Annotated in this window: 19 protein-coding genes; 6 read left to right on the top strand and 13 right to left on the bottom strand. The window is 46.2% G+C overall.

Annotated features, from left to right (window positions below):
* Positions 1–57: 57 nt before the first annotated feature.
* From bioD to coaD, 4 genes are all read right to left on the bottom strand, one after another.
* Positions 58–774: a dethiobiotin synthase gene (gene bioD / locus AC5JPT_RS11360; RefSeq protein WP_493858173.1), complete on the bottom strand. Its 717-nt coding sequence runs from the start codon at positions 772–774 to the stop codon at positions 58–60.
* Complete coding sequence (bioA, locus tag AC5JPT_RS11355; protein ID WP_493858172.1) at positions 771–2,093, bottom strand: adenosylmethionine--8-amino-7-oxononanoate transaminase; 1,323 nt, start codon at positions 2,091–2,093, stop codon at positions 771–773. Before bioA ends, bioD begins: the two co-directional genes overlap by 4 nt.
* A gap of 55 nt (positions 2,094–2,148) precedes the next feature.
* Positions 2,149–2,397, bottom strand: coding sequence for a YfhL family 4Fe-4S dicluster ferredoxin (locus AC5JPT_RS11350; protein ID WP_045453660.1), 249 nt, complete (start codon positions 2,395–2,397; stop codon positions 2,149–2,151).
* Between the two features lie 94 nt (positions 2,398–2,491).
* Entirely contained in the window at positions 2,492–3,010 is a 519-nt protein-coding gene (gene coaD, locus AC5JPT_RS11345; protein ID WP_057758372.1) for a pantetheine-phosphate adenylyltransferase, read from the bottom strand.
* A gap of 251 nt (positions 3,011–3,261) precedes the next feature.
* Here coaD and smpB point away from each other — a divergent pair, with 251 nt between their 5' ends.
* Positions 3,262–3,738, top strand: coding sequence for an SsrA-binding protein SmpB (gene smpB / locus AC5JPT_RS11340; protein ID WP_057758370.1), 477 nt, complete (start codon positions 3,262–3,264; stop codon positions 3,736–3,738).
* Between the two features lie 115 nt (positions 3,739–3,853).
* Here the strand turns inward: smpB and rarD are convergent, their stop codons facing one another.
* Positions 3,854–4,876: an EamA family transporter RarD gene (rarD, locus tag AC5JPT_RS11335; RefSeq protein WP_493858171.1), complete on the bottom strand. Its 1,023-nt coding sequence runs from the start codon at positions 4,874–4,876 to the stop codon at positions 3,854–3,856.
* A gap of 238 nt (positions 4,877–5,114) precedes the next feature.
* On the opposite strand from rarD, the gene AC5JPT_RS11330 reads away from it, so the two are divergent.
* Together AC5JPT_RS11330 and AC5JPT_RS11325 are read left to right on the top strand one after the other, a co-directional pair.
* On the top strand, positions 5,115–5,582 hold the full coding sequence (locus AC5JPT_RS11330; protein ID WP_493858170.1) for an Lrp/AsnC family transcriptional regulator: 468 nt from the start codon (positions 5,115–5,117) through the stop codon (positions 5,580–5,582).
* Positions 5,583–5,728: 146 nt separating this feature from the next.
* The gene (locus tag AC5JPT_RS11325) at positions 5,729–6,478 is read left to right on the top strand and encodes a YidX family protein (protein WP_493858169.1); all 750 of its coding nucleotides are present in this window, start codon (positions 5,729–5,731) and stop codon (positions 6,476–6,478) included.
* A 115-nt stretch (positions 6,479–6,593) separates the two neighbouring features.
* Here AC5JPT_RS11325 and AC5JPT_RS11320 read toward each other — a convergent pair whose 3' ends face one another.
* Both AC5JPT_RS11320 and AC5JPT_RS11315 read right to left on the bottom strand, forming a co-directional pair.
* Positions 6,594–7,223, bottom strand: a complete 630-nt coding sequence (locus AC5JPT_RS11320; protein ID WP_493858168.1) for a hypothetical protein — start codon at positions 7,221–7,223, stop codon at positions 6,594–6,596.
* A 10-nt stretch (positions 7,224–7,233) separates the two neighbouring features.
* On the bottom strand, positions 7,234–8,550 hold the full coding sequence (locus tag AC5JPT_RS11315) for an ammonium transporter (protein ID WP_493858474.1): 1,317 nt from the start codon (positions 8,548–8,550) through the stop codon (positions 7,234–7,236).
* A gap of 478 nt (positions 8,551–9,028) precedes the next feature.
* Between AC5JPT_RS11315 and AC5JPT_RS11310 the strand changes: the two genes are divergently transcribed.
* The 3 genes from AC5JPT_RS11310 (at position 9,029) to AC5JPT_RS11300 (ending at position 13,272) form a co-directional block, all read left to right on the top strand.
* Complete coding sequence (locus AC5JPT_RS11310; protein WP_493858167.1) at positions 9,029–11,476, top strand: YgiQ family radical SAM protein; 2,448 nt, start codon at positions 9,029–9,031, stop codon at positions 11,474–11,476.
* A 480-nt stretch (positions 11,477–11,956) separates the two neighbouring features.
* A complete protein-coding gene (locus AC5JPT_RS11305; RefSeq protein ID WP_493843750.1) occupies positions 11,957–12,358 on the top strand; it encodes a hypothetical protein in 402 nt (133 codons plus the stop codon).
* Between the two features lie 344 nt (positions 12,359–12,702).
* Complete coding sequence (locus tag AC5JPT_RS11300; RefSeq protein ID WP_493858166.1) at positions 12,703–13,272, top strand: hypothetical protein; 570 nt, start codon at positions 12,703–12,705, stop codon at positions 13,270–13,272.
* 148 nt (positions 13,273–13,420) lie between these two features.
* On the opposite strand, the gene AC5JPT_RS11295 is transcribed toward AC5JPT_RS11300, so the two are convergent.
* The 6 genes from AC5JPT_RS11295 to AC5JPT_RS11270 all read right to left on the bottom strand — a co-directional run bounded on the left by AC5JPT_RS11295 (position 13,421) and on the right by AC5JPT_RS11270 (position 23,879).
* The gene (locus tag AC5JPT_RS11295; protein ID WP_493858165.1) at positions 13,421–14,347 is read right to left on the bottom strand and encodes a Hint domain-containing protein; all 927 of its coding nucleotides are present in this window, start codon (positions 14,345–14,347) and stop codon (positions 13,421–13,423) included.
* Between the two features lie 67 nt (positions 14,348–14,414).
* Positions 14,415–16,538 (bottom strand): NAD-dependent DNA ligase LigA, encoded by a 2,124-nt coding sequence (ligA, locus tag AC5JPT_RS11290; protein WP_493858164.1) that lies wholly within the window; start codon positions 16,536–16,538, stop codon positions 14,415–14,417.
* 281 nt (positions 16,539–16,819) lie between these two features.
* Positions 16,820–17,836, bottom strand: a complete 1,017-nt coding sequence (locus tag AC5JPT_RS11285) for a cell division protein ZipA (RefSeq protein ID WP_493858163.1) — start codon at positions 17,834–17,836, stop codon at positions 16,820–16,822.
* Positions 17,837–18,048: 212 nt separating this feature from the next.
* The gene (locus AC5JPT_RS11280) at positions 18,049–22,017 is read right to left on the bottom strand and encodes an AAA family ATPase (protein ID WP_493858162.1); all 3,969 of its coding nucleotides are present in this window, start codon (positions 22,015–22,017) and stop codon (positions 18,049–18,051) included.
* Between the two features lie 66 nt (positions 22,018–22,083).
* Entirely contained in the window at positions 22,084–23,025 is a 942-nt protein-coding gene (locus tag AC5JPT_RS11275; RefSeq protein ID WP_493858161.1) for a hypothetical protein, read from the bottom strand.
* A 50-nt stretch (positions 23,026–23,075) separates the two neighbouring features.
* Positions 23,076–23,879: a sulfite exporter TauE/SafE family protein gene (locus AC5JPT_RS11270; protein ID WP_319051233.1), complete on the bottom strand. Its 804-nt coding sequence runs from the start codon at positions 23,877–23,879 to the stop codon at positions 23,076–23,078.
* Between the last annotated feature and the right edge of the window lie 15 nt (positions 23,880–23,894).

The raw sequence follows: 23,894 nt of genomic DNA, 5'->3' as shown, positions 1-23,894 counted from the left end.
ACTTATAACAGTCTGCGAATGTCTTTTGGATTTATTTTTTAGGACAACATAAATAAGCTAAACAAAATTTTCTGGCAGTGTTTCAATATTACCGACCAGATTATCTTTTAGATACGGTATCTGTAGCCAATGTGCTTTGGGATAATGATTGTCCAAATATCTTCGTAGAAACTCAATAGTGCTATTTGCGATTTCAGTATCTGTTTGCTCAGCATCGTCATGGATATGATTATAAATTACGCTATGTACTATTAATCCACGCGATTTTATAGCTTCTAAACTCAATAAAGTGTGATTGATGCTGCCCAATCGACCAGAGGTGACCAAGACAATAGGATAGCCTTGCTCGGCAATATAATCTAATATCAGTAGATTCTCTGTAATCGGCACAAGTAAGCCACCTGCACCTTCTAGTAGTACCAGCTTATACTCAGATTGCAGTCGCTTGGTAGCATTGGTAATCTTATCAGGATCAAGTGTTTCCCCTGATAGCTTAGTCGCCAAATGAGGGGATGCTGGCTTCTTATAACGATGAGCACAAGTCGTAAAATCGAGGTCACATGGCTGTAGAGGTATGTCCATTAGTTGACGATGAGTGATGATATCATCAGCGATATTCATCTCACCATCGTCTGGATTAATCGATACGCCCGTTTGTACTAGCTTTTGAGTGATGACATTTAAGCCTTGCTGCATAAGGGCTTTGGCAAGTAGTCCAGTGGCATAGGTTTTACCGATATCGGTATCGATACCAGAGACAAATAAAACACTCATGGTTGACCTCGGTTTTCTAAATACGTATGCACTACTTTTAGCAGCGCTTGGCATAAGGTAGTCAGTTCATCATCGGTAATCACGTAGGGTGGCATGATATATACTAGCTTCCCAAATGGTCTGACCCAGATACCGTTATCAATCAATAAAGACTGAAATACAGGCATATCAAATCCCTCATGCAATTCAATGACGGCGACCGCGCCCAAACAACGCACCTCAGCAACACCTTCTAATAACGCGGCAGGCGCTAACTGCTGTTCCATAATAGTCTGCATGTTTGCGGTACACGCTTCGATATCATAAGACAGGATCAAATCAATCGATGCACATGCCACTGCACAAGCCAGTGGATTGCCCATGAAGGTTGGGCCATGCATCAGCGCTGGATAATCACTATTATGAATGGTATCGGCAATATGACGGGTACATAGCGTTGCAGCAAAAGTCATATAGCCACCCGTCAGCGCCTTGCCAATGGTCATGATATCAGGGCTGATATCAGCATGTTCACACGCAAATAATTTACCACTACGTCCAAACCCAGTGGCGATTTCATCGGCAATCAAGAGCACATCATGCTCATCACACAGTTGACGCAGCAATTGTAGATATTCAGGACTATAAAAACGCATTCCGCCTGCGCCCTGAATAATTGGCTCAATGATAAATCCCGCCAGCTGCGCACCATACTCGTTAAAAAACTGAGCTAATGATTCACGCTCATCTAGGGTCAAGGCGCGATCAAATCCAATTGACGGCGCAGGAACAAAATGCTGCATCGGTAACTGCTTGCCATACAGACTGTGCATACCATTGACAGGATCGCAGACACTCATGGCATGCCACGTATCACCGTAATACCCTGAATGGGTTGAGGCAAACTGCTGCTTATTTGGACGCTTGGCGGCCACTTGATATTGCAATGCCATTTTTAGTGCCACTTCCACGGCAATACTGCCACTGTCAGCATAAAAAATCGCATCAAGTCCAGCAGGTACAATATCGAGCAGTTTTTTGCCTAAATTTATAGCTGGCTGATGGGTCAATCCACCAAACATCACATGCGCCATTTTGCTCAACTGCTGGGTCAGCGCTTCGTTTAGCTTGGGGTGATTGTAGCCATGGACGCTCGCCCACCATGACGACATACCATCGATCAGGCGCGTGCCGTCTTCAGTGATGATATAAATACCTTCAGCGCGATCGATTACGATATTAAAATAAGTGGGTGGCAGACTGGCATATGGGTGCCAAAGATGTCGCTGATCGAACTCACTTGCTACTTGAATGAGTTTGGTTGTTGTTTCCATGGTCATCGTGTTGTCCTTAAAACGTTGTAAAACTAAACGTCATCAATCGCTTATCAATGCTTTATTGACCCGTAATACGTTTGTATTTAGATAACAGGTCGCTTTCAGTTTCGACATGATCAGGATCGTGAGGGATACAGTCAACCGGACAGATCACCACGCACTGCGGCTCGTCAAAATGTCCGACACATTCTGTGCATAAATCTGGGTCGATGACATAGATATCATCGCCTTCTGAGATGGCCTCATTGGGACAAGCAGGCTCACACACATCACAGTTGATGCACTCATCAGTGATTAATAGTGCCATAAACTGCTCCTTATATTTTAATCGTCTCACGCATAACTGGTCTCTCTTTGCCATTTTGGCAAGTCCTACCAGCAAACCGTTTAGTCAGCATCTACTATTCAATATTTAATTTTTTGTCAAAAGCTTGTAAGACACAGGGCGGCACGAATTTATTAACATCACCGCCAAGCTTGGCAATCTCACGAATCATGGTAGACGAGATAAACGAGTAGTTCTGAGATGGGGTCAAAAATACTGCTTCAAAGTTTTCGTCTAGCTCGCGGTTCATATTTGCCAGTTGAAACTCGTACTCAAAATCTGACATCGCCCGTAATCCACGCAACACTGCCGTAGCGTGTTTTTCGCGCATAAAATCAACAAGCAACCCTTCAAAGCCAATCACAGATACTTGCGGTAAGTCTGCAAATACGGTTTCGACCAAGGCGACCCGCTCTTCAAAATTGAATAGGGGTTTTTTATGATGCCCTGAGGCAACCGCAATCACGACTTCGTCAAATAGCTTGACGGCGCGTGTAACCAGATCCACATGACCATTGGTAATAGGATCAAAAGTGCCAGGATATAGGATTTTGGTATGTAGCTTTGAGGAATTGGAAGAAATAGAGTGGCTCATAGCATGACTGATATAATCGGTGATATTAGGCCATATGCTAGCAAATTTTGCTCAAACTTAATACTTATCTGCTACATTTGTCCTAACAGCTGATTTACCTTTTCACTAGAGGCTTTGATACAATAGGCGGTTCGACTCATCTGTCTTATTATCTAAGTAAAGTTTAAGACTATATATTGTATTAAGATGAGGAATTAGTAGGACTGATCAGATAAGGCGCTCGCATGTCGGGCAAACCTTATGGAGAAATTATGTCAAAAAAATCAAAAAAACCTGATAATCAGATTTGCGCCAATAAAAAGGCGCGTCATGAGTATTTTATCGAAGAAACCTTTGAGGCAGGACTGGCATTACAAGGTTGGGAAGTAAAAGCCATTCGCGCAGGAAAAATGACCATTACAGAAGCGTATGTCATATTTCGCAATAACGAAGCTTTCCTGTTCGGTGCGCACATTCAGCCATTACTATCGAGCTCAACGCACGTTAGTCCAGACAGTATTCGTACCCGTAAACTGCTGCTCAATCGCCGTGAAATTGAGAAATTGTCTGGAGCAATCAATCAAAAAGGTTACGCTTGTGTACCACTGTCTTGCTACTGGAAAAACTCGCTAGTGAAATGCCAGATTGGCCTAGCACTAGGTAAAAAGCAGCATGACAAACGTAAGACGTTAAAAGATCGTGATTGGGAACGTGATAAGCAGCGCGGCTTTAAACAGCATTTAGATTAAGCGTTATTTAGTCTATATGTCAAAAAGGACGGCTCAGTAAATATTGAGCCGTCCTTTTTTGTTGTCTATCACATTTTTTAAATAGTCACCTTTATAACATCTATCCAGTGATTTTTTATGCCATTTGCTCTTCTAAAGACAATGCTGTCTTTCTACTAGCCTGACGCAATTGCCTAACACCATGCGCAATCAGACAGACAATACCCAACCAAATCAGACCATAGCTATAGATCATCGCTGACTCAAAAGGATTACCCAGCACGGTCACTGCCAAAATAAATAGCAATGCAGGCTCTAGATAGCTCATCATGCCGTAAACATTGACGGGTAGCATTTGACTGGCATCAATATTGGTTTTCATTGCCAAGACGCTGAGCACACCCAATCCTACTAGCATCATGATAAAGAAAACAGAGCCGCCAACCAGCGCTACACTGTTTGGGGCAAAAAAGAATAAGTAAGCCAAAGCAAAGGGCGCAAATATCGTCAAATCGACCAACAATCCCGTTACAGCACCGATTCCTTGCATGCGGCGTAAAATGTAATAAATAGGATACGTACCGCATACCCATAGCGTCGCCCAAGAAACACTCTGCGTACGGATAACTTCGCTACCCACACCCAATGCTGCAAAGGCTACTGCCAACCATTGCAAACGGCTGAGTTTTTCGCCAAAAAGCACGCAACCAAACACCACCATCATCAGTGGGAATAAGAAGTACCCCATCGCGGTTTGTACACCTTGTCCATTGACTGGCGCCCACATAAATAACCAAAATTGACTTAGAAATATCGGTGTAGGTAATAGCAGCCAAACCCATTGCTTAGCGCCTTTGAGCACTTTCAATTTATCGATGTGCAATCCCAAACGCCCACTTACCATTAGGTATCCGACCAACGCTGCCCACATTGCGAGCATGCGCCAGATGAAAACTTGCGTCCCTGATAATGGCGACAAAAAGCTGCTATACGCATAGAGAACGCCAAATAGCACATTGGATAATATGGCAAAAGACACCCCTAATATCAGAGTGCGTTGTTGTGCGCTACCTGTCGTCCAAATCGCAGATAGTGGCAAACGTGCAGCAGTCGTTGCTAGCGTATTAGCGAATACATTGGAGAGCATTGAGATAGACATGATAAGCACCGTAGCTATTAATAGATGATAAAAACCAATTGCTAGCTCTTTTTTAAAGCAGTTCTGATTGGTATGGTCTATTTTACTAGGATGCTTTGATATATTATCTCTATATAAACCTATTTATGAATAAAAATATCAATTAGTTGTCGTATAAATCATTATTTTCTTATATTAAAATTTTTAGTGATAATTTTTATAAAATCACTAAACTTTCTACTGCCAAGGATGTCCTGAGATGAGTCATATTTTAGATAATACTGATAAAGCTATTTTGAATTTACTGCAAGATGATGCGACATTACCGCTTAAAACTGTCGCAGAGCGAGTGCATGTGTCTATTGCAACGGCGCAGCGGCGTATACAAGCACTCATAGATCATGATGTGATTAGCAAACAAGTCGCCATCGTCAATCCTGACAAAGTAGGCTACGGTCTGACGGCGGTGGTCATGATAGAAATGGAGCGCTCTAATACGTCGATGCAGCATCGGTTTGAGCGCTTGATGGATGCACAATCACGAATCATGAGCTGTTATGAGGTTTCGGGCGATTTTGATTTTATGTTGATGGTCAATGCCAAAAATATGAGTGACTATCATCAGTTCACCCGCAGCTTACTGACGTATGAAAATAATGTCCGTAATTTTAAAAGCCAATTTGCGATGAACTTTACCAAGAGTGGGACGAAGATCACGTTGGACTGATAACCTCTATCTGTCTGACGCGATGGTATTTTTTATAAATTCTGGTGACAAGTAGATAAGTGGTCGCTAATCCCTGTACGATATAATAAAAGTTAGATAAGCAGTAAAATCTCGATGGTTCATTCTATAGACAAGGACGCCTACTCATGACTAACGACACAAACTCTACTGGCACAGATATGTATGCCGCACAAAAATCACTGCGCCCAAAAGCAATGCTAGCAGGGGCTTTGTTCGCGACGGTACTGGCCAGCTCAGGCTGTGCTACCAGCTCATTGCTCGACAGTGGCAAGTATGTCACGACTAATACGGCAAAGCAGATACTCTCTGAAGATCAAATCATAGCCTTTGGTCGCCCAGCGCAGGCATTACCCAAAATGCCAAACGCCACGATGGTTATCGTGGGTGAGAAGAACAGTTACGTACTCACCCAAGGTGGGACTGAGATGGTGAGCTTACTGAGTAATCTGACACAAAAAAACATTCAAGTTGATAATGACATGAGCTTTTATGTGCCAAACAACGATGGCTATTTTCAAGGAAAAATGAAGCTGTCTTATGCCAAACTAAAAGATGAGTTTGGGCGCACGGATTATCAGTTCTTTTTGCAAAACAATGGTAAAGAATGCACCTCAGCAAGTGATCAACGTATTGATGCTCAGCGCTTTTGCTTCAGTGTGCCTGTGAAAGGGGCTATCTACCCGCAAGTCAGCAATTTGGGGCTCATTCAGTCAAACTATCGCGCCTTGACCAAACCTTATACCGTAAGCTTCTATACACAGACTCAGCAAGATATGGTCACCCGTAGCGGACCAAACGGCGTACAAAAGCTGGTATTGCTACCCTTTGCGCTCGCTTTTGATGTGATTACCTTCCCGCTTCAACTGTTAGAGTAGATAGTTAACAACTATTAGGCAGTCCATTTTCTAATATCAATTTTTAAACCACATCATACAAGGCACGTTATCGAAGGGTACTCCATACTCAACCGTAACGTGCCCACTTGGTCTATTAAAACAACTTCTCGACGACTGCTTTTGGATAACTTTGCTTAGTCGTTTGTGCAGCTTGAAACAATATCTCATCTGCCTCAACAGGTCCTGCAACGTCGCACAAACAAACGTAAGCAAGCTGAATCAAATTATTGAGAAGATACTCATTGTCAGGTACGGCTGGACGATCACCATCTAAAAATGACTTGATGTTGATACTATGCCCTTTGAAGGTGCGCTCTTGCGAAACAGTTTGGTGCATGGTCAAAAAAAAGTTACGACTGTCGATGGTCGTTAATTGACTGCGAAGCGTCTCCATCACTGTATAAAACGCCAATACCAGCTCAGAGAGAGGCAATGGTACTGGTGTATCGATGGTCTCTTGCTGACTGTCGGTCTCCACTATCTGCTCGTTGCTCGCTTGCAGCGTATCCCAAAAGCCTTTACGAATCTCAGATTTATGCGCTTGTAGCTCAGGATAGCGCCTGGTTGCGTCCAACACGCACTGTTGCATCATCTTCACAGAGACCGCCGGATACCGTAGCCATTGCGTCTTGAGCAATCGCACCTCTTCGGGATGTAAGTATTTTGCCAGCACCTCTGCCATCGCGGATACCGTTTGGTCTACGGATTGAGTATCAGTATTCATCAGCTCTCTCCTATAAGTGACGCTCTGTTAGACTTTTAGCATCAAACATTTGCTTTTGAAACTCAGGGTAACCCAGCTCTGCATGCTCGGTATAATCAAGGCCGCGCTGCTCATGTAAACGGCTCGCCTTTAATCCAAAGCTCAGATCAATCAGCTTATACATAATAAGACCCAGACCTAGTGCCCATACCAAAGCCACACCGACGCCCAGCGCCTGCACGCCCAGCCGTGATAAATTAAATAAATCCCCTGTATAGAATAATCCAGCTGCGAGTGTACCCCACACACCGCCGAAGCCATGTACAGCCACTGCTGAGACCACATCATCGATCTTGAGCTTTAGTAGCGCCTGCGTAGACAATATATAGACCACGGCAGCAACCCCACCGATAATAATAGAATATAAAGGCGTCGTTGTGGCACAGCCTGCCGTGATAGACACGAGTCCGATCAAACTGGCATTGACACTATCACTGAGCAAGATTGCTTTATTCAGGGTTCGAGAGATCAGCATATAGCTCACTACAGCACTGACGGCGGCGACAAAGGTATTAACCGCGATAAGACCGATATCACCTGTGATAGACAAAGTTGATCCAGCATTGAACCCAAACCAGCCAAACCATAAGATAAACCCGCCTAGCGCTAGTAATGTCATATTGTGACCTGCGATCAGTCGCGGCGTCCCATCAGGTGCAAAACGGCCCAGTCTCGGTCCGATAACTAAGACACCTGCCAGTGCCAACCAGCCGCCGATAGAATGGACCACCGTCGAGCCAGCAAAATCAATAAAACCACGCTCAGCGAGCCAGCCTGACCCGCCAAAATAGCCGCCCCAGACCCAGCTGGCAAACACAGGATAGATAAACAAACAAATCAAACAAGCTGCTATCGCATAACCGAAAAATGAGACGCGCTCTGCCATCGCACCACTCGCAATCGTCACTGCGGTCGCCGCAAACATCATCTGAAAGAACATCAGTGCCCAGTCCATATTGGACAAGGTAGTTGGCATAAAATTATCAGTACCCACAAATCCAGAACTGTTGGTGCCCATCATCAGCCCAAAGCCAACCAAATAAAACGCCAAACCACCGATACACATATCGGTATAGTTTTTCATCATCACGTTTACTGCATTTTTTGCGCGTACTGATCCGCTCTCTAGTAATGCAAAACCTGCCTGCATAAAAAACACCAACACCCCAGCCCAGATAATCCAAGCAATGTTCTGGTATTCGAGCAGCTGTGCTATGGTTAGCGTATCTGCCTCAGCAGCTTGTGCACGGCCCATCGCGCCAAACAATAGCGTACTCAGCATGAGCATATTACGCGGTAATGACCCACATATTTTCTTTGTCACATCTAGCCCAACAAATGATGTTCTCATTTTGTCTCCAAACACTTATCCAACCCTTTAAATGTTATCGGTGCACCATTTTCACTCATAGATGCACACAAATAAGCCCTGATAGAGTCGGAGCAAAACCTATGCCAGAATCTGTGGAGAAAAATTAGAACGGCTAACAAACATGAGAAAATGTGTGAGAAATGGGTTTGTCGCGCTGATGATATTGCTGCTCAGCTTGCGTTATTTTTATCGCTACCCTGCTGTACTGGCGGCTTACTTTGTCACTGCAGTTTATCTCGCGCTATCAATAACTTATCGGCAATCGCCCATCGTAGAATAGGTCGCATAGTGAGGTTGATTCATGTTAAAATGAGCGCTTTTAAATTCGCCTTTATTATCATTGAGTGATAAGGGACGTATTTTTAGTGCCATTTTCTAATTAACAGGTCCGCCCATGTCTGCCGATACCATCGCCCGCACTGCCTTTAAACAAGGCACCAAGCCACTTTATGATTATGACAAACACTGGGCGAGCTGCTACGAGCCTGCGCCTTATCTACCGATGAGCCGCAAAGAGATGGACGATCTGGGCTGGGATGCTTGTGACGTCATCATCATCTCAGGCGATGCCTACGTCGATCACCCAAGCTTTGGTATGGCAATCATCGGTCGCTTGCTCGAGTCACAAGGCTTTCGTGTGGGTATCATCGCGCAGCCAGATTGGAAGAGCAAAGACGCCTTTATGGAGCTTGGCAAACCGGTCTATGCGTACGGCGTGACCGCAGGCAACATGGACAGCATGATCAACCGCTATACAGCCGATCGCAAAATCCGTAGCGATGATGCCTACTCTCCTGGCAACGTCGCCAACAAACGCCCTGACCGCGCCGCTATCGTCTACAGTCAGCGTTGCCGTGAGGCCTACCCTGATGTACCGATCATCTTAGGCGGTATCGAGGGTAGCTTACGCCGTATCGCGCATTATGATTATTGGTCAGATAAAGTACGCCGTAGTATCCTGCTGGACGCTCGCGCCGATGTCTTACTATATGGTAATGCGGAGCGTGCCATTGTCGATGTGGTACATGGTCTGTCAAAAGGCTATAGCTTCGAGCAAATGAGTAAATTGCGCGGTACCTCTTATCTGTTGACGCCGACTCGTCGCCATTGGCAAGCAGGCATGACAGAAGTCGCCAGTAACGACGTCGATACCGTTGGCCGTGTCGATCCCATCATCAACCCGTATGTCATGACCGAAGATGTTGACAGCTGCTCAATTGAGCAGAACAAACCATCAGATTCGCCTGTTGGGCAAGCGATGCCGTCATCAATGTCATCACAGTATCAGGGTTTTGTCGCAGAACCAGTTGCCAATAAAGTTATCAACGCTGAACAAGTCGACGAAGAGACGCAAGTGGTACAAATGCGCGGCTTTGATAAGCCAAAAACCGCCCGTAAGCATAAGATTAAAATGCCGCCACGTGAAGAAACGGTGATTCGTCTGCCTGATTACGAACATGTCAAATCTGATCCTGTACTCTATGCTCATGCCAACCGTATCTTGCACTTAGAGACCAATCCGGGTAATGCTCGCGCGCTCGTACAGCGTCATAGTAGCGGTGCGGGTAACTCGCATACCTCTATCGATGTCTGGCTGAACCCACCACCGATACCACTCTCAACCGAAGAGATGGACTATGTGTTTGACTTGCCGTATGCCCGCCTGCCGCATCCAAGCTATGGCGATGCGCGCATACCTGCTTATGACATGATCAAGTTCTCGGTCAATATCATGCGTGGTTGTTTTGGTGGTTGTACGTTCTGCTCAATCACTGAGCACGAAGGGCGCATTATCCAAAACCGTTCAGAAGAATCGATTTTGCGCGAAGTCGAAGCGATTCGCGATACCGCCCCTAACTACACTGGCGTGATCTCTGACCTTGGTGGACCAACAGCCAATATGTATCGTCTGAGCTGTAAAGACGAGACGATTGAGAAAAACTGCCGCAAGCCGTCTTGTGTTTACCCTGATGTCTGCGAAAATTTGCTGACCGATCACAGCAACTTGACCAAACTGTATCGCAAAGCCCGTGATATCAAAGGCGTGAAAAAAATCCTGATTGCTTCAGGTTTGCGTTACGATCTGGCGGTAAAAGATCCTGAATACGTCAAAGAGTTGGTCAGCCATCATGTCGGCGGTTATCTCAAGATTGCCCCTGAGCACTCTGAAGAAGGCGTGCTATCGAAGATGATGAAGCCGGGCATGGGCAGTTATGATCAATTCAAAGCGATGTTTGAGCAGTTCAGCCAGGAAGCAGGCAAAGAGCAATATCTGATTCCTTATTTCATCGCCGCCCACCCAGGTACTAAAGATGAAGACATGATGAACCTTGCGCTGTGGCTCAAAAATAATGGCTACCGTGCTGACCAAGTACAGGCATTTTATCCAAGCCCAATGGCAACCGCGACTACCATGTATCACACGCACAAAGACCCGCTACACAAGGTCAGCCGTGATGAAGGTGACATGGATATCGTCAAGTCTGGCAAACAGCGCAAACTGCACAAAGCGTTCCTGCGCTATCATGATCCAAAAAACTGGGTACTACTGCGTAAAGCGCTACAAGACATGGGGCGTAGCGATCTGATTGGTAAAAACCGCGGTTGTTTGATTCCACCATTTAACGCCAGTTTAGAAGGGCGTGACGCGGCGCAAGACAGCTATCAGTCAGCGCGCAAAAAGAACAGTCGCCTAGGCAATGACTCGGTGAAGCGTAGCAACAACTCGTCAAACCGTGCTGGCACAAGCAAAAATGCTGCCGGAAAAAATACCAAGAAAAAAGTCAGCAAAGGCAATTTTCAAACCCAGCATACTGGTCTGCCACCGCGCAAAACCAAGTAGCGTTAACGATATACAAAGACATGCTCAGTTTAGAGCGTGTTTAATTCATCAAAAAAGCGTCTATCGAAAATTCGTTGATAGGCGCTTTTTTATGCGCTGGCTTGGGCGATTTTTTATGAACAAACTGAGAAGTGCTGCCCACTACAATCGGTTTTTTTGATTTACTGTCTTTATCTTATAGAACACATGCAGTTGATAGTACCTACGACTGAAAGCACCTAGGATCGACAGAGCATAGAACTCATAGCACCTAGGATTATCATAGCACCTAGGATTAATAGAACCTAGAGCTAATCGTGCTCAGAATTAAGGACATCTAGAATCATAAGTTACATTAGTCATGGATTAGGTAACCAAGCTAACAGGTAATAAACAATTTCTAACACTGAAATAATTCGTTTTCGCTACTATAACCCTCATAGGCTACCTGCCTAAATAAATATAATCGAATGACATCAGTGACAAACTCTGGAGAGAACCATGAACATGATAACTAAAATTGCGACCGCCCTACCAGCTCTTGCGCTATTGAGCGCCTGTGCTACAACGGCTCCAGAAACCACTGATACACCCGTCACAGAAAAAGTAACCGCGGCTTATGATCGCATGGCACCAGCACCCTACACCTGTACTGACGGCAGCAAAATCATGGCAAAGCAATCTATCAATAAAGAGCAAGTCATGGTCAATGCCACATTACCCAAAGTAAAATGGGCAGAGCAGCCAGTCGTCTTGAACGGCGGTGTAAAGGGTGACGTCGCAAGCTATGTCAACGACTCAAACCCAGAAGTCATCTATGCATGGCACATGAAAGATGATAAAGGCATCTTTGCAATGAAATGGGCAAATGGAAAAGAGTATAAAGTAAACTGCCAGATCTAGTCCGTCAAAGATAAGCAAAAACCTATTAAAAAATAAAGCAGTCACTAGATAGTGGCTGCTTTTTTTATGTCCGTTTGATCGATAGTTTTGTGATTGTGATTATGGCTCTAGGACTATGCTTATGGCTATGGCTGTGGTTATGAGAACAACGACATCTATCCGTTCCGGCTCTAGCATTGGTTCAAAAACTGGTCACTGACGCTTTTTGCTAGAGAACCGCTAAGAAACCTGTCAAAATAGTATTTATAGATTATATCCCTATAACGCACATGATATAAATAATCTATAAGCAGCAATCAGTATCAAACGACAGCAAAGCAAGTAAAAACAAAAAGGATAACTCGATGGCGAAGCGTCTGATAAGTATCATGGTAATGGCAACGGCGAGTATGTGGGCGCTGACAGCTTGCGATAACGCTACCGACTCTTCTGTTGATACCACCGACCAAGTAGCGAACACAGTGGCGACAGCAGATACCGCAGCCGAGCCATCGACATCGGAAGGAAAGCCGACTGCCGACACGGTAGACTGGTCACTGGTAGACAGCGGTACAAAGCCTGCTGACCCCACCAACTACAAGTATCCGTTTGCAATCGATAGTCAAAACGTCCGAGACTATGCTGAGTTTTTCAAAGTGGATGCGGCGACCGCACAGCACAATCTTACTATCAGTATGGCAAGTAACGAAGCCCTATCCAAAGTCTTGGATCAGCTGAGCGAAACCTATGTCTCACATGAGCTGACCGATGGCAATGAGATGACACTGGTCATTCATACCACGCCCGATGTCGCTGCCAGCAGCTATGATTATGTGCTGTCTGATGACTTTGCCAAAGGGCTGGTGTTGCCTATTGAAATCAAACCTGATGGTAAAAAAGGTGATGCGAAAGCGCATAGTGAGATGTTGGAGTAGAAGGCTAAGTTATATCTCATCGTTATATATACGGCAAGGTTTTTATGTAGAAGTCTGGGGTAATGATTCAATTGGTTTTTTATAGCGTTTTTCAGATAAATTAAAGTAGTTTATTTCTCTAGGTGCGCTGAGCGCACCCTACGCTCCATCACTTGCGTCCGTCCATATTTAAGTCAGCATAACCATCGCCAAGCATACGTTTGGGCGCAATATATTCAAGTAGAAAATTTTCGGGGTTGTCAGTACCGCAGTTGGTATTGTGAACCATGATCTGATAAGTACCACCAATACAGTAGGTATGGTAATCCTCAACTTCAAGGTTATATACCGTCGTGGTATAAGGAATATAAGACTCTGTACCATCATCATGAGTGGTGACATTGTAGTTATCGCAGGAAATGTCCGCATATCGAAATGCACCGAAATATTCATTGATATCGTCCATATTAAACAATGTCCCTTTGCTTAAACTTTCCTCCATATCTTCAGTATCTTCTACAGCGTGAGCATAGTAAGGTGTGGCATGCATCCATGCCACATTATCGACCTGATCACTCCCATACTGGTATAAGGGTTTAGCGGCTATTACTGCATAATGATTGCCATTTTCTGGATTCAACAGTACATCTCCAAACGTTAGCTGGTCTGCACGTCTCCATTCAGGTGTATCAAGTAACGCTAAATCCTCTGGCGGTCCAACGAGCGAACGATCTCGGTCATTATGATATCCTTTACCCACGATCATAAAAGGGTGATTAGGCGTGACACCAACGTGTCTTGGTGTCATTGCATAATGGATATCCTCTATATCTCTTACATCTGTTAGAGCTGGGCGCGTGATATCAATAAATCCAACGTACCATATCTCTTTGTTTTCAAACTTAAAGGTTTTGGTCACTCGTTTAAAGACAGGCTCTCCGATACCATTTTCAGGTGCTGATAGTACTTTGTCACCCACTTCGATATCTTGTATCGGTTTGTAGCTAAACCTATTTGGACCCTCTACTCTGACTGATGTTCCTTTAACAAAACAACCAATTTCGCGCTGGCCAGCATCTTGTATTATCGTTTTCATAAAACATTATCCAATGTTTGCAAGTGGTAGCGCCCAGCGCATCTATAAACCTTAGTTGAAGCTAAATCTACTCCCCAACCATCGCCAAAAACTCATCCTCACCTACCACTTTCACGCCCAATTTTTCTGCTTTGGTCAGTTTAGAGCCAGCCTTATCTCCTGCCAGTAGCGCAGTGGTTTTTGCTGAGATGCTGCCTGATACTTTTGCACCCAGCGCTTGCAGCTTAGCTTTGGCTTCATCACGCGCCATGCTATCGAGCGCACCCGTGATGACCCACGTTTGTCCATCGAGTGGCAGCCCTTCGGATGCGACTTGCTCAACTTTATCCCAATGCACGCCAGCTTCACGTAGCGCCGTGATGACTTCGATATTGTGCGGGGCACGGAAGAACTTATAGGTCAGCTCAGCAGTAATTTCTCCAACATCTGGAGTTTTTATCAAGGTCTCAATACTGGCTGCCATCAAGCTATCTAAATCACCAAACTGCTGCGCAAAGTTTTGTGCTGTGCCTTCACCGACACCGCGAATACCCAGCGCGTAGATAAAGCGAGCCAATGTCGTGTGCTTGCTCGCTTCGATAGCATTGATGATATTCTGGACGGACTTTTCCCCCAGTTTCTCAAAGGTGACCATCTCATCTGCATGATTGTGCAATTGATAAATATCAGCGACCGTTTTGACCAGACCGTGCTCAAAGAAGCTAATCAGCCAACTCGCGCCAAGTCCATCGATATCCATTGCACGGCGTGAGACGAAGTGAATGAGCGCCTCAGTCTGCTGCGCGGGGCAAAACAGTCCGCCCGTACAGCGTGCCAGTGCTTCGTCTTCTGGCAGCACCACAGGCGAGTCGCAGACAGGACAAGCCGAAGGTAAGGTCACTGGCGTGCTATCGGCTGCGCGCTGATCATGCCAGACACGAGTGACTTTAGGGATAACATCGCCTGCCCGATGGACACTGACCGTGTCGCCTGCTCGTACATCCAGACGCTGAATCTCACCAAAGTTATGCAAGGTGACATTGCTGACGGTGACGCCGCCGACTTTGACAGGTTCGAGCTTGCCGACTGGGGTGATCTGCCCTGTGCGGCCGACTTGCCATTCAATATCATTGAGACGCGTCATGACGGTTTCGGCAGGGAATTTATAGGCCGTCGCCCAGCGCGGCTCACGGGATAAAAAGCCGAGCTGCTGCTGTAACGCAAGGCTGTTGACCTTAATCACCATACCATCGATCTCAAACGGCAAATCGCCACGCCCTTCTATCACGGACTCATAATATGTCTGTGCGGCGCGTGGATTGGCGACCACTTCTACAGCGCTGACGGTGAAGCCAAGCTCGGTGAGCCATGCCAGCGCCCCTGATTGAGTGTCGATATTTTCAGGCAATCCTTGATTGACCGAATAGCCATAAAATGCGAGTGGACGACTGGCAGCTATGGTGGGGTCTAGCTGACGTAAACTACCAGCAGCGGCATTGCGTGGATTGGCAAAGGTTTTACCTTCCTTCTCTTCTGCCAATCGATTCAGACGCTCAAACCCTGCTTTTGGCATCAGCACTTCACCGCGCACTTCTAACAGCTCGATATCAGCCGCATCGGCGATCCATAGTGGTAAATTACGAATGGTTTTGGCATTTTGGGTAATATCCTCACCCGTCTGCCCATCACCACGGGTAACCGCTTGGACAAATTTGCCATGCTCATATTTTAATGAAACTGCCAATCCATCGAGCTTTAGCTCCATCTCATACTCAGGGTTTTGCTGCGAGTCGCTCAGGCGGTCATTGACTCGGCGCATAAAGTCGCGCAAATCATCATATTCAAAGACATTGCCTAGCGATAACATCGGAATATCATGCGTGACTTGAGTAAAGGCTGAGAGCGGCATATCACCGACTTGATTGATGGGACTGTCAGGTTGTATCAGGTCTGGATAGGCTTCTTCAATCTCAAGCAATGAGCGACGCAGTTGATCGTATTCACTGTCTTCTAATATCGGATTATCAAGTACATAGTAGGCGTAGTTGTGCGTTTTTATCGCGTCGATCAGCGACCGCATTTTTGAGACAATCTCTGCACTATTATCCGTTCTGTCATCGGCCGGACTAGATATATTAGATGTCGCAGAAGTTTGGTTGTCTACTTGAGCAGATAGGTTTTTAGAATTATTTGATGAGGTGGCGTCAGTCATAGTCGGCGTCTTTTTTGTCATTCAAGATGCCGATATGATAACAAGTTTGCAGGATGCTCGGTATAGTCAATCCGATATAAATCAGATACTGTCTCAGGCTCGCTCAGTCTACTATGTATAGTATTTACACTCATTTTGCTTGTATCTAACTTATCTTTAACCGACTCTAGTATTTACAGAAACTAGAGCCTATTAAAAAGGGCAAATAACGTTAATCGCTATTTGCCCTTTTTATGATTGCTTATACTAATCAGCTTTTAACTTTCATAGCTTTTGAGTCCTTAGCCTTCATAATCACGCACTTGATTACGCAGCTGCTGCTTGTACTCAGGGGTGATTGGTTCGTTCTCTTCATCCAGCATAATCGCGTCTAGATCGCTTGCCATCATATAAGCAATGCTCATCATACTATCAAAGCTGCGCACGGCTTGTGGATGCGGCAATGATAAGAATACCACCACACCGTTATAGGTATTGGTGGCGACACTATGCGGATCAAAAGGTGCGATACCGCTATCGGTGATACCCATCATACTGAACCACAGCATACCAGTACCGTCTTTTTGCTCGTAGCGATGGAACATATTCATCGCACCATAACGCAAACCATATTTGTCAATCAACGCTAATAGATCGCGACCACGGATAGTTGAGGCTGGGCGATCACGATACTGGTGCGGCAAAATAGTAATATTGATGTTGTCTTTAGCATTGATCAACGGACCGTTTTGCGCATCATCGTCAGACGCGGATAGATGCTGATCAAGTACTGGGCTATTGTTCTCAAAGCTTGGCTCTTCTGCGGTGTCTATTGCAGGCATCAAACTATCTGTTGCTGACATCAGGCTTGAGAATGCATCAGGCTCTTGCTCTACTTGCATTTGATCAGCAGCAGCTAAGAACTCGGTATCATCGCTACGTTGTTGCTCTTCTTGCCAGCGCGCATAGTCAGCATCATCTATAACGTCATGCTCGGTATCTGCCACATGATTGTGCTCAGCGGTCAGCTGCGCATCGACATTGGTATGAGGCTGAGTCAGTGGCTCTTCTTCGACGACAGCATTGAGATAACTGCGATCAGGGCCGATACTCGTTTCGCCCGCGACCGTATCGTCGAAGTCTGGCTGATCGACGATGTTGCGCTCGTGACGCGGTATGATAGGAATACCATTTTTGTCATAATTGACCGCTGCCGCTTCAGCATTACCGCGGCGCTTAAAACTGCGAATGACCATAAACAGCCCTGCAAGCACGATAAACGCGGCAATGGCAATCAATATAAACTGAATAACGGTCATGATAAATACATCCTAGTATATATAACAAAAGGGAATACACAAACGAGCATAAATGGCAATATTCTAGCATGGCTAATCTATATCGTCACCACATTGTGTACTTTATAACCAGTATGCTTGGCTGAGGTCAAGCTTATTTGCATTTATGCTAATGGATTGATTATATTTGCATTGCTCTGATTCTTATAACCTATTTGCTTCGGGCTTTTGTATTAGCTCTCTACGTAACGTGCGGCCTCATCGAGCGACACACTGACTAGGGTAGAAATGCCTGCACTGGGCATCGTGATACCTTTTAGCTCATCAGCAATTTGCATCGTCAGCTTGTTATGACTGATAAAGATAAACTGCAAGTCATCTGCCAGCTCATGGATGAGACTGGTAAAGCGTGCAACATTGGCATCATCGAGCGGCGCATCCACCTCGTCTAGCACGCAAAACGGTGCAGGATGCTGCTTGAATATCGCAAAAATCAAACTCAGCGCAGTAAGGGTCTTTTCACCGCCAGACAGTACCGCTAAGCGACTGTTGCGTTTGCCCTTTGGCTGCGCCATCAAGGTCAGCCCTGCCCGCCATTGCTCTGACTTTGGCGTACCCGCCAGCATCTCGTCAGCGTTCAATGTCAGGCTAGCTTGTCCACCGCCAAATACTTTGGCAAATAAATTGGACAGCTCGTTGTTGACCGCATCAAGCGTCTGCATAAATAGCGTCTTAGTTGTCTCGTCAATAGAGGCAATCGCCTCAACCAACGTCTGCATACTGGCCGCAATATCTGTCGTCTGCTGAGCAAGTGGCTCTAGGCGCTCATTGACCTCAGCAAGCTCTGCCACTGCTGCTAAATTGACTGGTCCAATCTTACTTAACTGCTGGGTTAATTTGGCTCGCTCGGACTCTAGCTCAGCGATTTTGTCTGGACGGACGCGGCGATCATGAGCAATAAAATCTGCCAATAAGTTTGAGACGCTCATGCTTTGTTGCTGTGTATGCGCAGCTTTTGCTTTGTACTTATCGCTCACGCGCGCATAAGCTTCTAGAGCACTTTGCGTATGCGCAATGGCATCGTCTAACCATGCCGCGCTTAGCGCCAGTTCAGTTGCATGCTGGGCAAGCGCGCTCTGCTGTGTTTGCAAGGTGTTTTGTAAGGTATCAAATGCCGTCTGCTGTTGAGCATATGTTTGCTTTAGGGCACTTAACACGCTATCGCGCTCGCTCAATAATACTTGCTGTGCATCGCGAGCTGTCTGGGCGCCCTGCAATGCGGCTTGTAGCTCTGGCAGTTTGGCCTGCTGCTGCTCATAACGCGTCTGTAATGTTTGCTCGTTCTCTAACGACTTGTCATATTGCTCGGTTGCACGCGTCAGACTGTTGATATTATTCTCTAGGCGTATCTCATGCTGCTGAATACGTAGCTGCAAAGCTTGCCATGCGTCATCATCGGCTTGACGGGTACGATTTAGCGCACTGCGCTCCGCTTGTAATTGCTGAGTGATGGTGCGTGCTTCAGCGATTTGCGGCGTGAGCGTAGCGATCTCACTGTCGATATGCTGCTGCTCATGCGCAAGCGTCTGTTGTTCTTGTATCAGTTCTTGCTCTTCTTGCTCAAGCGTCACTTTTTCAGCACTCAGACGTTGGCTATCCGCTTGTAAACGCTCAGCATTGGCGCGCTCGGTCGTCAGTTGCTGCTGGTAGTGATGCTTGTCACGGGTTAACTGCTCAGCTTGCGCACGTGTCTCTTCCAGACTGACCATCAGTGCATCATAGTCGCGCTGGTTTTTAGCAATGGTTTGCTGTTGATCTTGGATACTCGTTTCGAGTTTATCGAGCAAGTCTTTTAATACTTGTAAACGATTACGCTGCTCTAAACGCTGCGTGAGGAACTGGCTACTGCCTTCGTTCTGTCTGTCTTGCGCACCAGCGAGTTTGCTTACATTAATTGTTCCATGACGACTGATCATCCAACCGTCTGTGGTAAGCAGTATCGCTGACGGCGGCAATGATTTTAAGACATCGGCAAGCACGTCGATGCTTTGCTGCTGAATATTTCGCTGCTGATTGGTTGTAAATTGCTCGGTATATAAATAGCACTGCTGCCATAGCGCAAGCGTAGGCTGAGCAATCAACTGCGATAATGGCAGCACTTTATCAATCAAGCTGTCTGGCAAATCGCTGATAAAGGCATGGTCTTTGACTTCGTTCTGCTCAGTAGGCAACCATAGGCTATAACCTGTTTCGACTGTTGCTTTATCTTTGGTATTGGTAGGCTTATTCTGTAAGATTTGTGCGGTTTGATACGTCAGTAAATCATTGACGTTCGGCGCAAGCACTTGCCATAAGCTATCGGCTTTTTTGGCCTCACCACTCACATGATCAACACGTGCTGGATTGGTTTGGTTAGCTTGTTGGTTAGAGATTGGCACATGACTGTCTAGCCATAATCCCAAGATGCTATCGAGTAGCTGTACGTGCGCCTGCCCTTTTGTACTTAGCTCAATCTGCTCACGTAACGTCGCGATAGCTAATCGCTGAGTTTGTGCGCTATCGCTGTCCGTATTGTCTGTTACCGCGACTTGTACTGGTTTCTGCTGAGTCTGCTGTGTAGGTTTGGGATGTAGTATCTGATGCAACGTATCGTATTCGCCTGCCAGCAGCGCATGGCGTTTTTCATCATCGTTCAGCTCGCGTTGCTGCGTGTTCAGTCGTTGCTGCAAGTGATGTGCTTGCGGCTGCATGTCAGATAGACGCTCGTCCACACCGTCCTTTTGACGTTCAATCTGCTGTAGCTGTTTGCTCAGCTCATTGATTTGCTTTTCTAGCACCTGACTCAGGTCTTGCTTATAACCTGCCTGATTTGTATTCGCATTGTCAGATGGTGATAGTGATTGCTGTAGCTGCTGCCAGAGATTTTGCCAATTTTGCGCGCGGCGTTGCCATTTGTCATGATTTTGCTGATGGCGTTTTTGTGCTTGAGCATTAATCGTTTGCTGCTGCTCAAGCGTGCGCGCTTTATCCTGCAAGCGTGACAGCTGGTTTTGCGCGTCATGCCATGCGCGCTGCAACGGCTGCTCATTACGCTTATCATTATCGCGCTTACTGGTTAGCTCAGCGAGCTGCGGACGTAATGACTCCAGCGCTTGCTGCTGCTCAGATTGTTCGGCGTTGAGTCGTTCGATATCAGTAAGGGCTTGCTCACGCTGCTGCGCCAAGTGAGACAGTTGCTGCTCTATCGCCATCAGTTGTGAGGTGGCATCACCCAACTGGTGCTCAGCGTTTTGGTAGCTGAGCTGCTGCTCATAATGCGCGCTTTGGGCATCGTCTTTGAGCCACTGCTCTTGATTGATACGGGTAGTGAGCTTGTCTTGCTGAGCTTTTAGCATGTCATAGTCGGCTTGCAGCGTTGATACTTCTGCGGTACTTCGCTGGTGCGCTATTTTTTGCTGCTGCTGATTGTGCTTGGCTTGGTAGAGCTGCTGGATGGCAAGCTGCTGCTCTATATCAGCGAGTGTTAGCGTAATTTCTTCGTAACGCTGCGCGCTCGCTGCCTGTTTAGACAGTGTCTTTTGTTGGCGCAGTAGTTCGCTTTGCATATCATGCAGACGTGCTAGATTGTCTCTTGTTTTCTCAAGCTTCTTTTGCGTCTCTTCGCGGCGCGCCTGATAGCGCGAAACCCCAGCCGCCTCTTCAATAAACTCACGCAGCTGCACGGGGCTAGATTCAACAATACGCCCAATCATGCCTTGCTCAATCACTGCATAACTGCGCGCACCCAGCCCTGTCCCCAAGAATACATCGACGACATCGCGGCGGCGACAGCGCGTACCATTGATGAAGTAATCCGAGCGACCGTCTTTATTTACTTGACGACGAACGGACAGCTCTTGGTACAAGTTAAACTCATGGCGAATGCCCGTCTGCTCATCTTGAGTATGCTCAAAGGTCAGCTCAACGCTGGCGACGCTCTTGGCAGTTTTATCTTGCGTACCAGCAAAGATGACATCACTCATCGCCCCGCCGCGCAGCTGCTTAGCAGAGGTTTCGCCCAGCACCCAGCGTATGGCGTCAATCACATTGGATTTGCCGCAGCCGTTTGGTCCGACAATGGCAGTGATACCATGACGAAAGGTAAAGGTCGTTGGGTTGGCAAAAGATTTGAAGCCTGCCAGCTTTAGGGATTTTAAACGCATGAATAGTCAGTTGATATGGCGAAAACAGGCGGCTATTCTACCTGAAATTGTCGTGAGTTTTTAGGGTTAAACCGCTAAGTGCATAAACGATTTTGATTGCAGGCTTTGGCGAAACCCTTGTAGTAGTTTTTGCTCTACTTGGCAGACATTGTTTTCTGCTAGATAACGATCATTGAACGCAATCAATGATGACCACGTGAGACTGGCTACTTGCAGATGATCGACGATTTCCAATAGCTCTTGTCTTAATAAGTGCTGATACTTCTTAGGTCTTTTATGACACAGTGCCAGTTCTCGGTCGACAAGGCGCTGCTTGTTATACTCTAGCGCATCACCGCCAATAAATAACAGCAAAAACTTTGCCCCTTTCTCGATAAAGCCGTTTTCTAGTAAATGCTCATACATCGCGCAGTACTTTAGAATTTGATCTGGGTTTTTTCGACCATTAAATTTTAGTTCATTGGCGATCAGTATATTTGACTGATGGTTGTAGGCCAAATTGTCCATGTACATTGCTTTTAGCGCTGTACTGGCCTCAAACATACCGCTGTTGCCGTGTGTCGACCATGTTCCACCTGTCTTAAAAGTCACAAATTGCTGATAAAATAAATCTAAATAGACATCACTACATAAGCTCAAAAATATATCGAACTCTTTATTAAGATACTCTTCAGAAAAAAACATGACGCGGCGAGTGGCTTCTCTCGGATGGCAAATACCGACCCTTTGTGTTGAATAAGTCTCTAGCTGCTCAGACTCATGCATTTTTGTATTGAGCTTTTTGATGATAGATTGTTCAATTTCTTCTACGTCTTTACCTGCCAACTCTGGATCGGTCGCCCATTCGATGATTTGGCGTACGTATTGTTTTTTGGTGATACCAAGAATCTGCTTTGGCTCCCACGCCAAAAACTCTACCATGTTCGTAAGACCAGTCGTCCATGATATCTGGTCTTTTAAATGATTTATTGAGCCAAAAACACGGCGATATTTTTCTGCTGCTTTCATACTAAGAATGTCTCATGTTTTACATTTTTTATAATAAAAATTTGAGATTGCTACAATATGCCCAGTCCACTTAATAACAACTGCCCTCCTGCAAATATCAGTAGTACGCCAAACGCGCGCTTAAGCATCAGAGCAGGCAATACGTGGGCAAGCTTGGCGCCCACCTTTGCCATCGCAAAACTGACCACTGAAATGCACAAAAACCCTGTGACATGCACAAACCCGATGGTGCCTTCAGGAAGGTTGACCACATCTTGACCGAACCAAGCAAAGCCAGCCGCACCAGCTAATGCAATGGGTAACCCGCACGCCGCCGACGTACCGACTGACTGCTTCATCGGTAGCCCCGCCCAGTTCAAAAACGGTACCGTCAAGCTACCACCGCCAATACCAAAGATAGACGACGCCATACCAATGCCCGTACCAGCGCCAAACTGCACACCAGCAGGGGGCAACGGTTTGCCCAATTGCTCTTTGTTAGAAAAGAACAGCATCTTTAGGGCAACCAATAGCGCACCAAAACCAATGATGGCTTGTAGGGCTTGTCCATCGATCATATCTGCGATACCAGCGCCAACCAGACTACCGATGACTAGACCAAGCGCCATCTTGCGCCATACTTCCCAGCGGACACCGCCGCGTTTATTATGAGCCGTCAGTGAGCTGATCGAGGTCACCACAATAGTCGCCAGCGACGTCCCAATAGCCAAGTGGGTGATTACTTCTGGCGAAAAGTCGTAAGCAGTAAAAATCCAGACCAGTGCAGGCACGATAATCATACCGCCACCCACGCCAAACAGACCTGCACTGACCCCTGCAAACGCCCCTGCGATCACAAACCACACATATAACATCATAGAACGAACCTT

Source organism: Psychrobacter sp. H26, assembly GCF_059073035.1.
Note: the sequence above shows the minus strand (reverse complement) of the source record. Positions and strands in the feature narration are given on the sequence as shown.

What these genes read in the sequence shown, in the direction of transcription:
- bioD (WP_493858173.1), bottom strand. Translation starts at nt 774, where the DNA reads ATGAGTGTTTTATTTGTCTCTGGTATCGATACCGATATCGGTAAAACC.
- bioA (WP_493858172.1), bottom strand. Translation starts at nt 2,093, where the DNA reads ATGACCATGGAAACAACAACCAAACTCATTCAAGTAGCAAGTGAGTTC.
- AC5JPT_RS11350 (WP_045453660.1), bottom strand. Translation starts at nt 2,397, where the DNA reads ATGGCACTATTAATCACTGATGAGTGCATCAACTGTGATGTGTGTGAG.
- coaD (WP_057758372.1), bottom strand. Translation starts at nt 3,010, where the DNA reads ATGAGCCACTCTATTTCTTCCAATTCCTCAAAGCTACATACCAAAATC.
- smpB (WP_057758370.1), top strand. Translation starts at nt 3,262, where the DNA reads ATGTCAAAAAAATCAAAAAAACCTGATAATCAGATTTGCGCCAATAAA.
- rarD (WP_493858171.1), bottom strand. Translation starts at nt 4,876, where the DNA reads ATGTCTATCTCAATGCTCTCCAATGTATTCGCTAATACGCTAGCAACG.
- AC5JPT_RS11330 (WP_493858170.1), top strand. Translation starts at nt 5,115, where the DNA reads ATGAGTCATATTTTAGATAATACTGATAAAGCTATTTTGAATTTACTG.
- AC5JPT_RS11325 (WP_493858169.1), top strand. Translation starts at nt 5,729, where the DNA reads ATGACTAACGACACAAACTCTACTGGCACAGATATGTATGCCGCACAA.
- AC5JPT_RS11320 (WP_493858168.1), bottom strand. Translation starts at nt 7,223, where the DNA reads ATGAATACTGATACTCAATCCGTAGACCAAACGGTATCCGCGATGGCA.
- AC5JPT_RS11315 (WP_493858474.1), bottom strand. Translation starts at nt 8,550, where the DNA reads ATGCTCATGCTGAGTACGCTATTGTTTGGCGCGATGGGCCGTGCACAA.
- AC5JPT_RS11310 (WP_493858167.1), top strand. Translation starts at nt 9,029, where the DNA reads ATGTCTGCCGATACCATCGCCCGCACTGCCTTTAAACAAGGCACCAAG.
- AC5JPT_RS11305 (WP_493843750.1), top strand. Translation starts at nt 11,957, where the DNA reads ATGAACATGATAACTAAAATTGCGACCGCCCTACCAGCTCTTGCGCTA.
- AC5JPT_RS11300 (WP_493858166.1), top strand. Translation starts at nt 12,703, where the DNA reads ATGGCGAAGCGTCTGATAAGTATCATGGTAATGGCAACGGCGAGTATG.
- AC5JPT_RS11295 (WP_493858165.1), bottom strand. Translation starts at nt 14,347, where the DNA reads ATGAAAACGATAATACAAGATGCTGGCCAGCGCGAAATTGGTTGTTTT.
- ligA (WP_493858164.1), bottom strand. Translation starts at nt 16,538, where the DNA reads ATGACTGACGCCACCTCATCAAATAATTCTAAAAACCTATCTGCTCAA.
- AC5JPT_RS11285 (WP_493858163.1), bottom strand. Translation starts at nt 17,836, where the DNA reads ATGACCGTTATTCAGTTTATATTGATTGCCATTGCCGCGTTTATCGTG.
- AC5JPT_RS11280 (WP_493858162.1), bottom strand. Translation starts at nt 22,017, where the DNA reads ATGCGTTTAAAATCCCTAAAGCTGGCAGGCTTCAAATCTTTTGCCAAC.
- AC5JPT_RS11275 (WP_493858161.1), bottom strand. Translation starts at nt 23,025, where the DNA reads ATGAAAGCAGCAGAAAAATATCGCCGTGTTTTTGGCTCAATAAATCAT.
- AC5JPT_RS11270 (WP_319051233.1), bottom strand. Translation starts at nt 23,879, where the DNA reads ATGTTATATGTGTGGTTTGTGATCGCAGGGGCGTTTGCAGGGGTCAGT.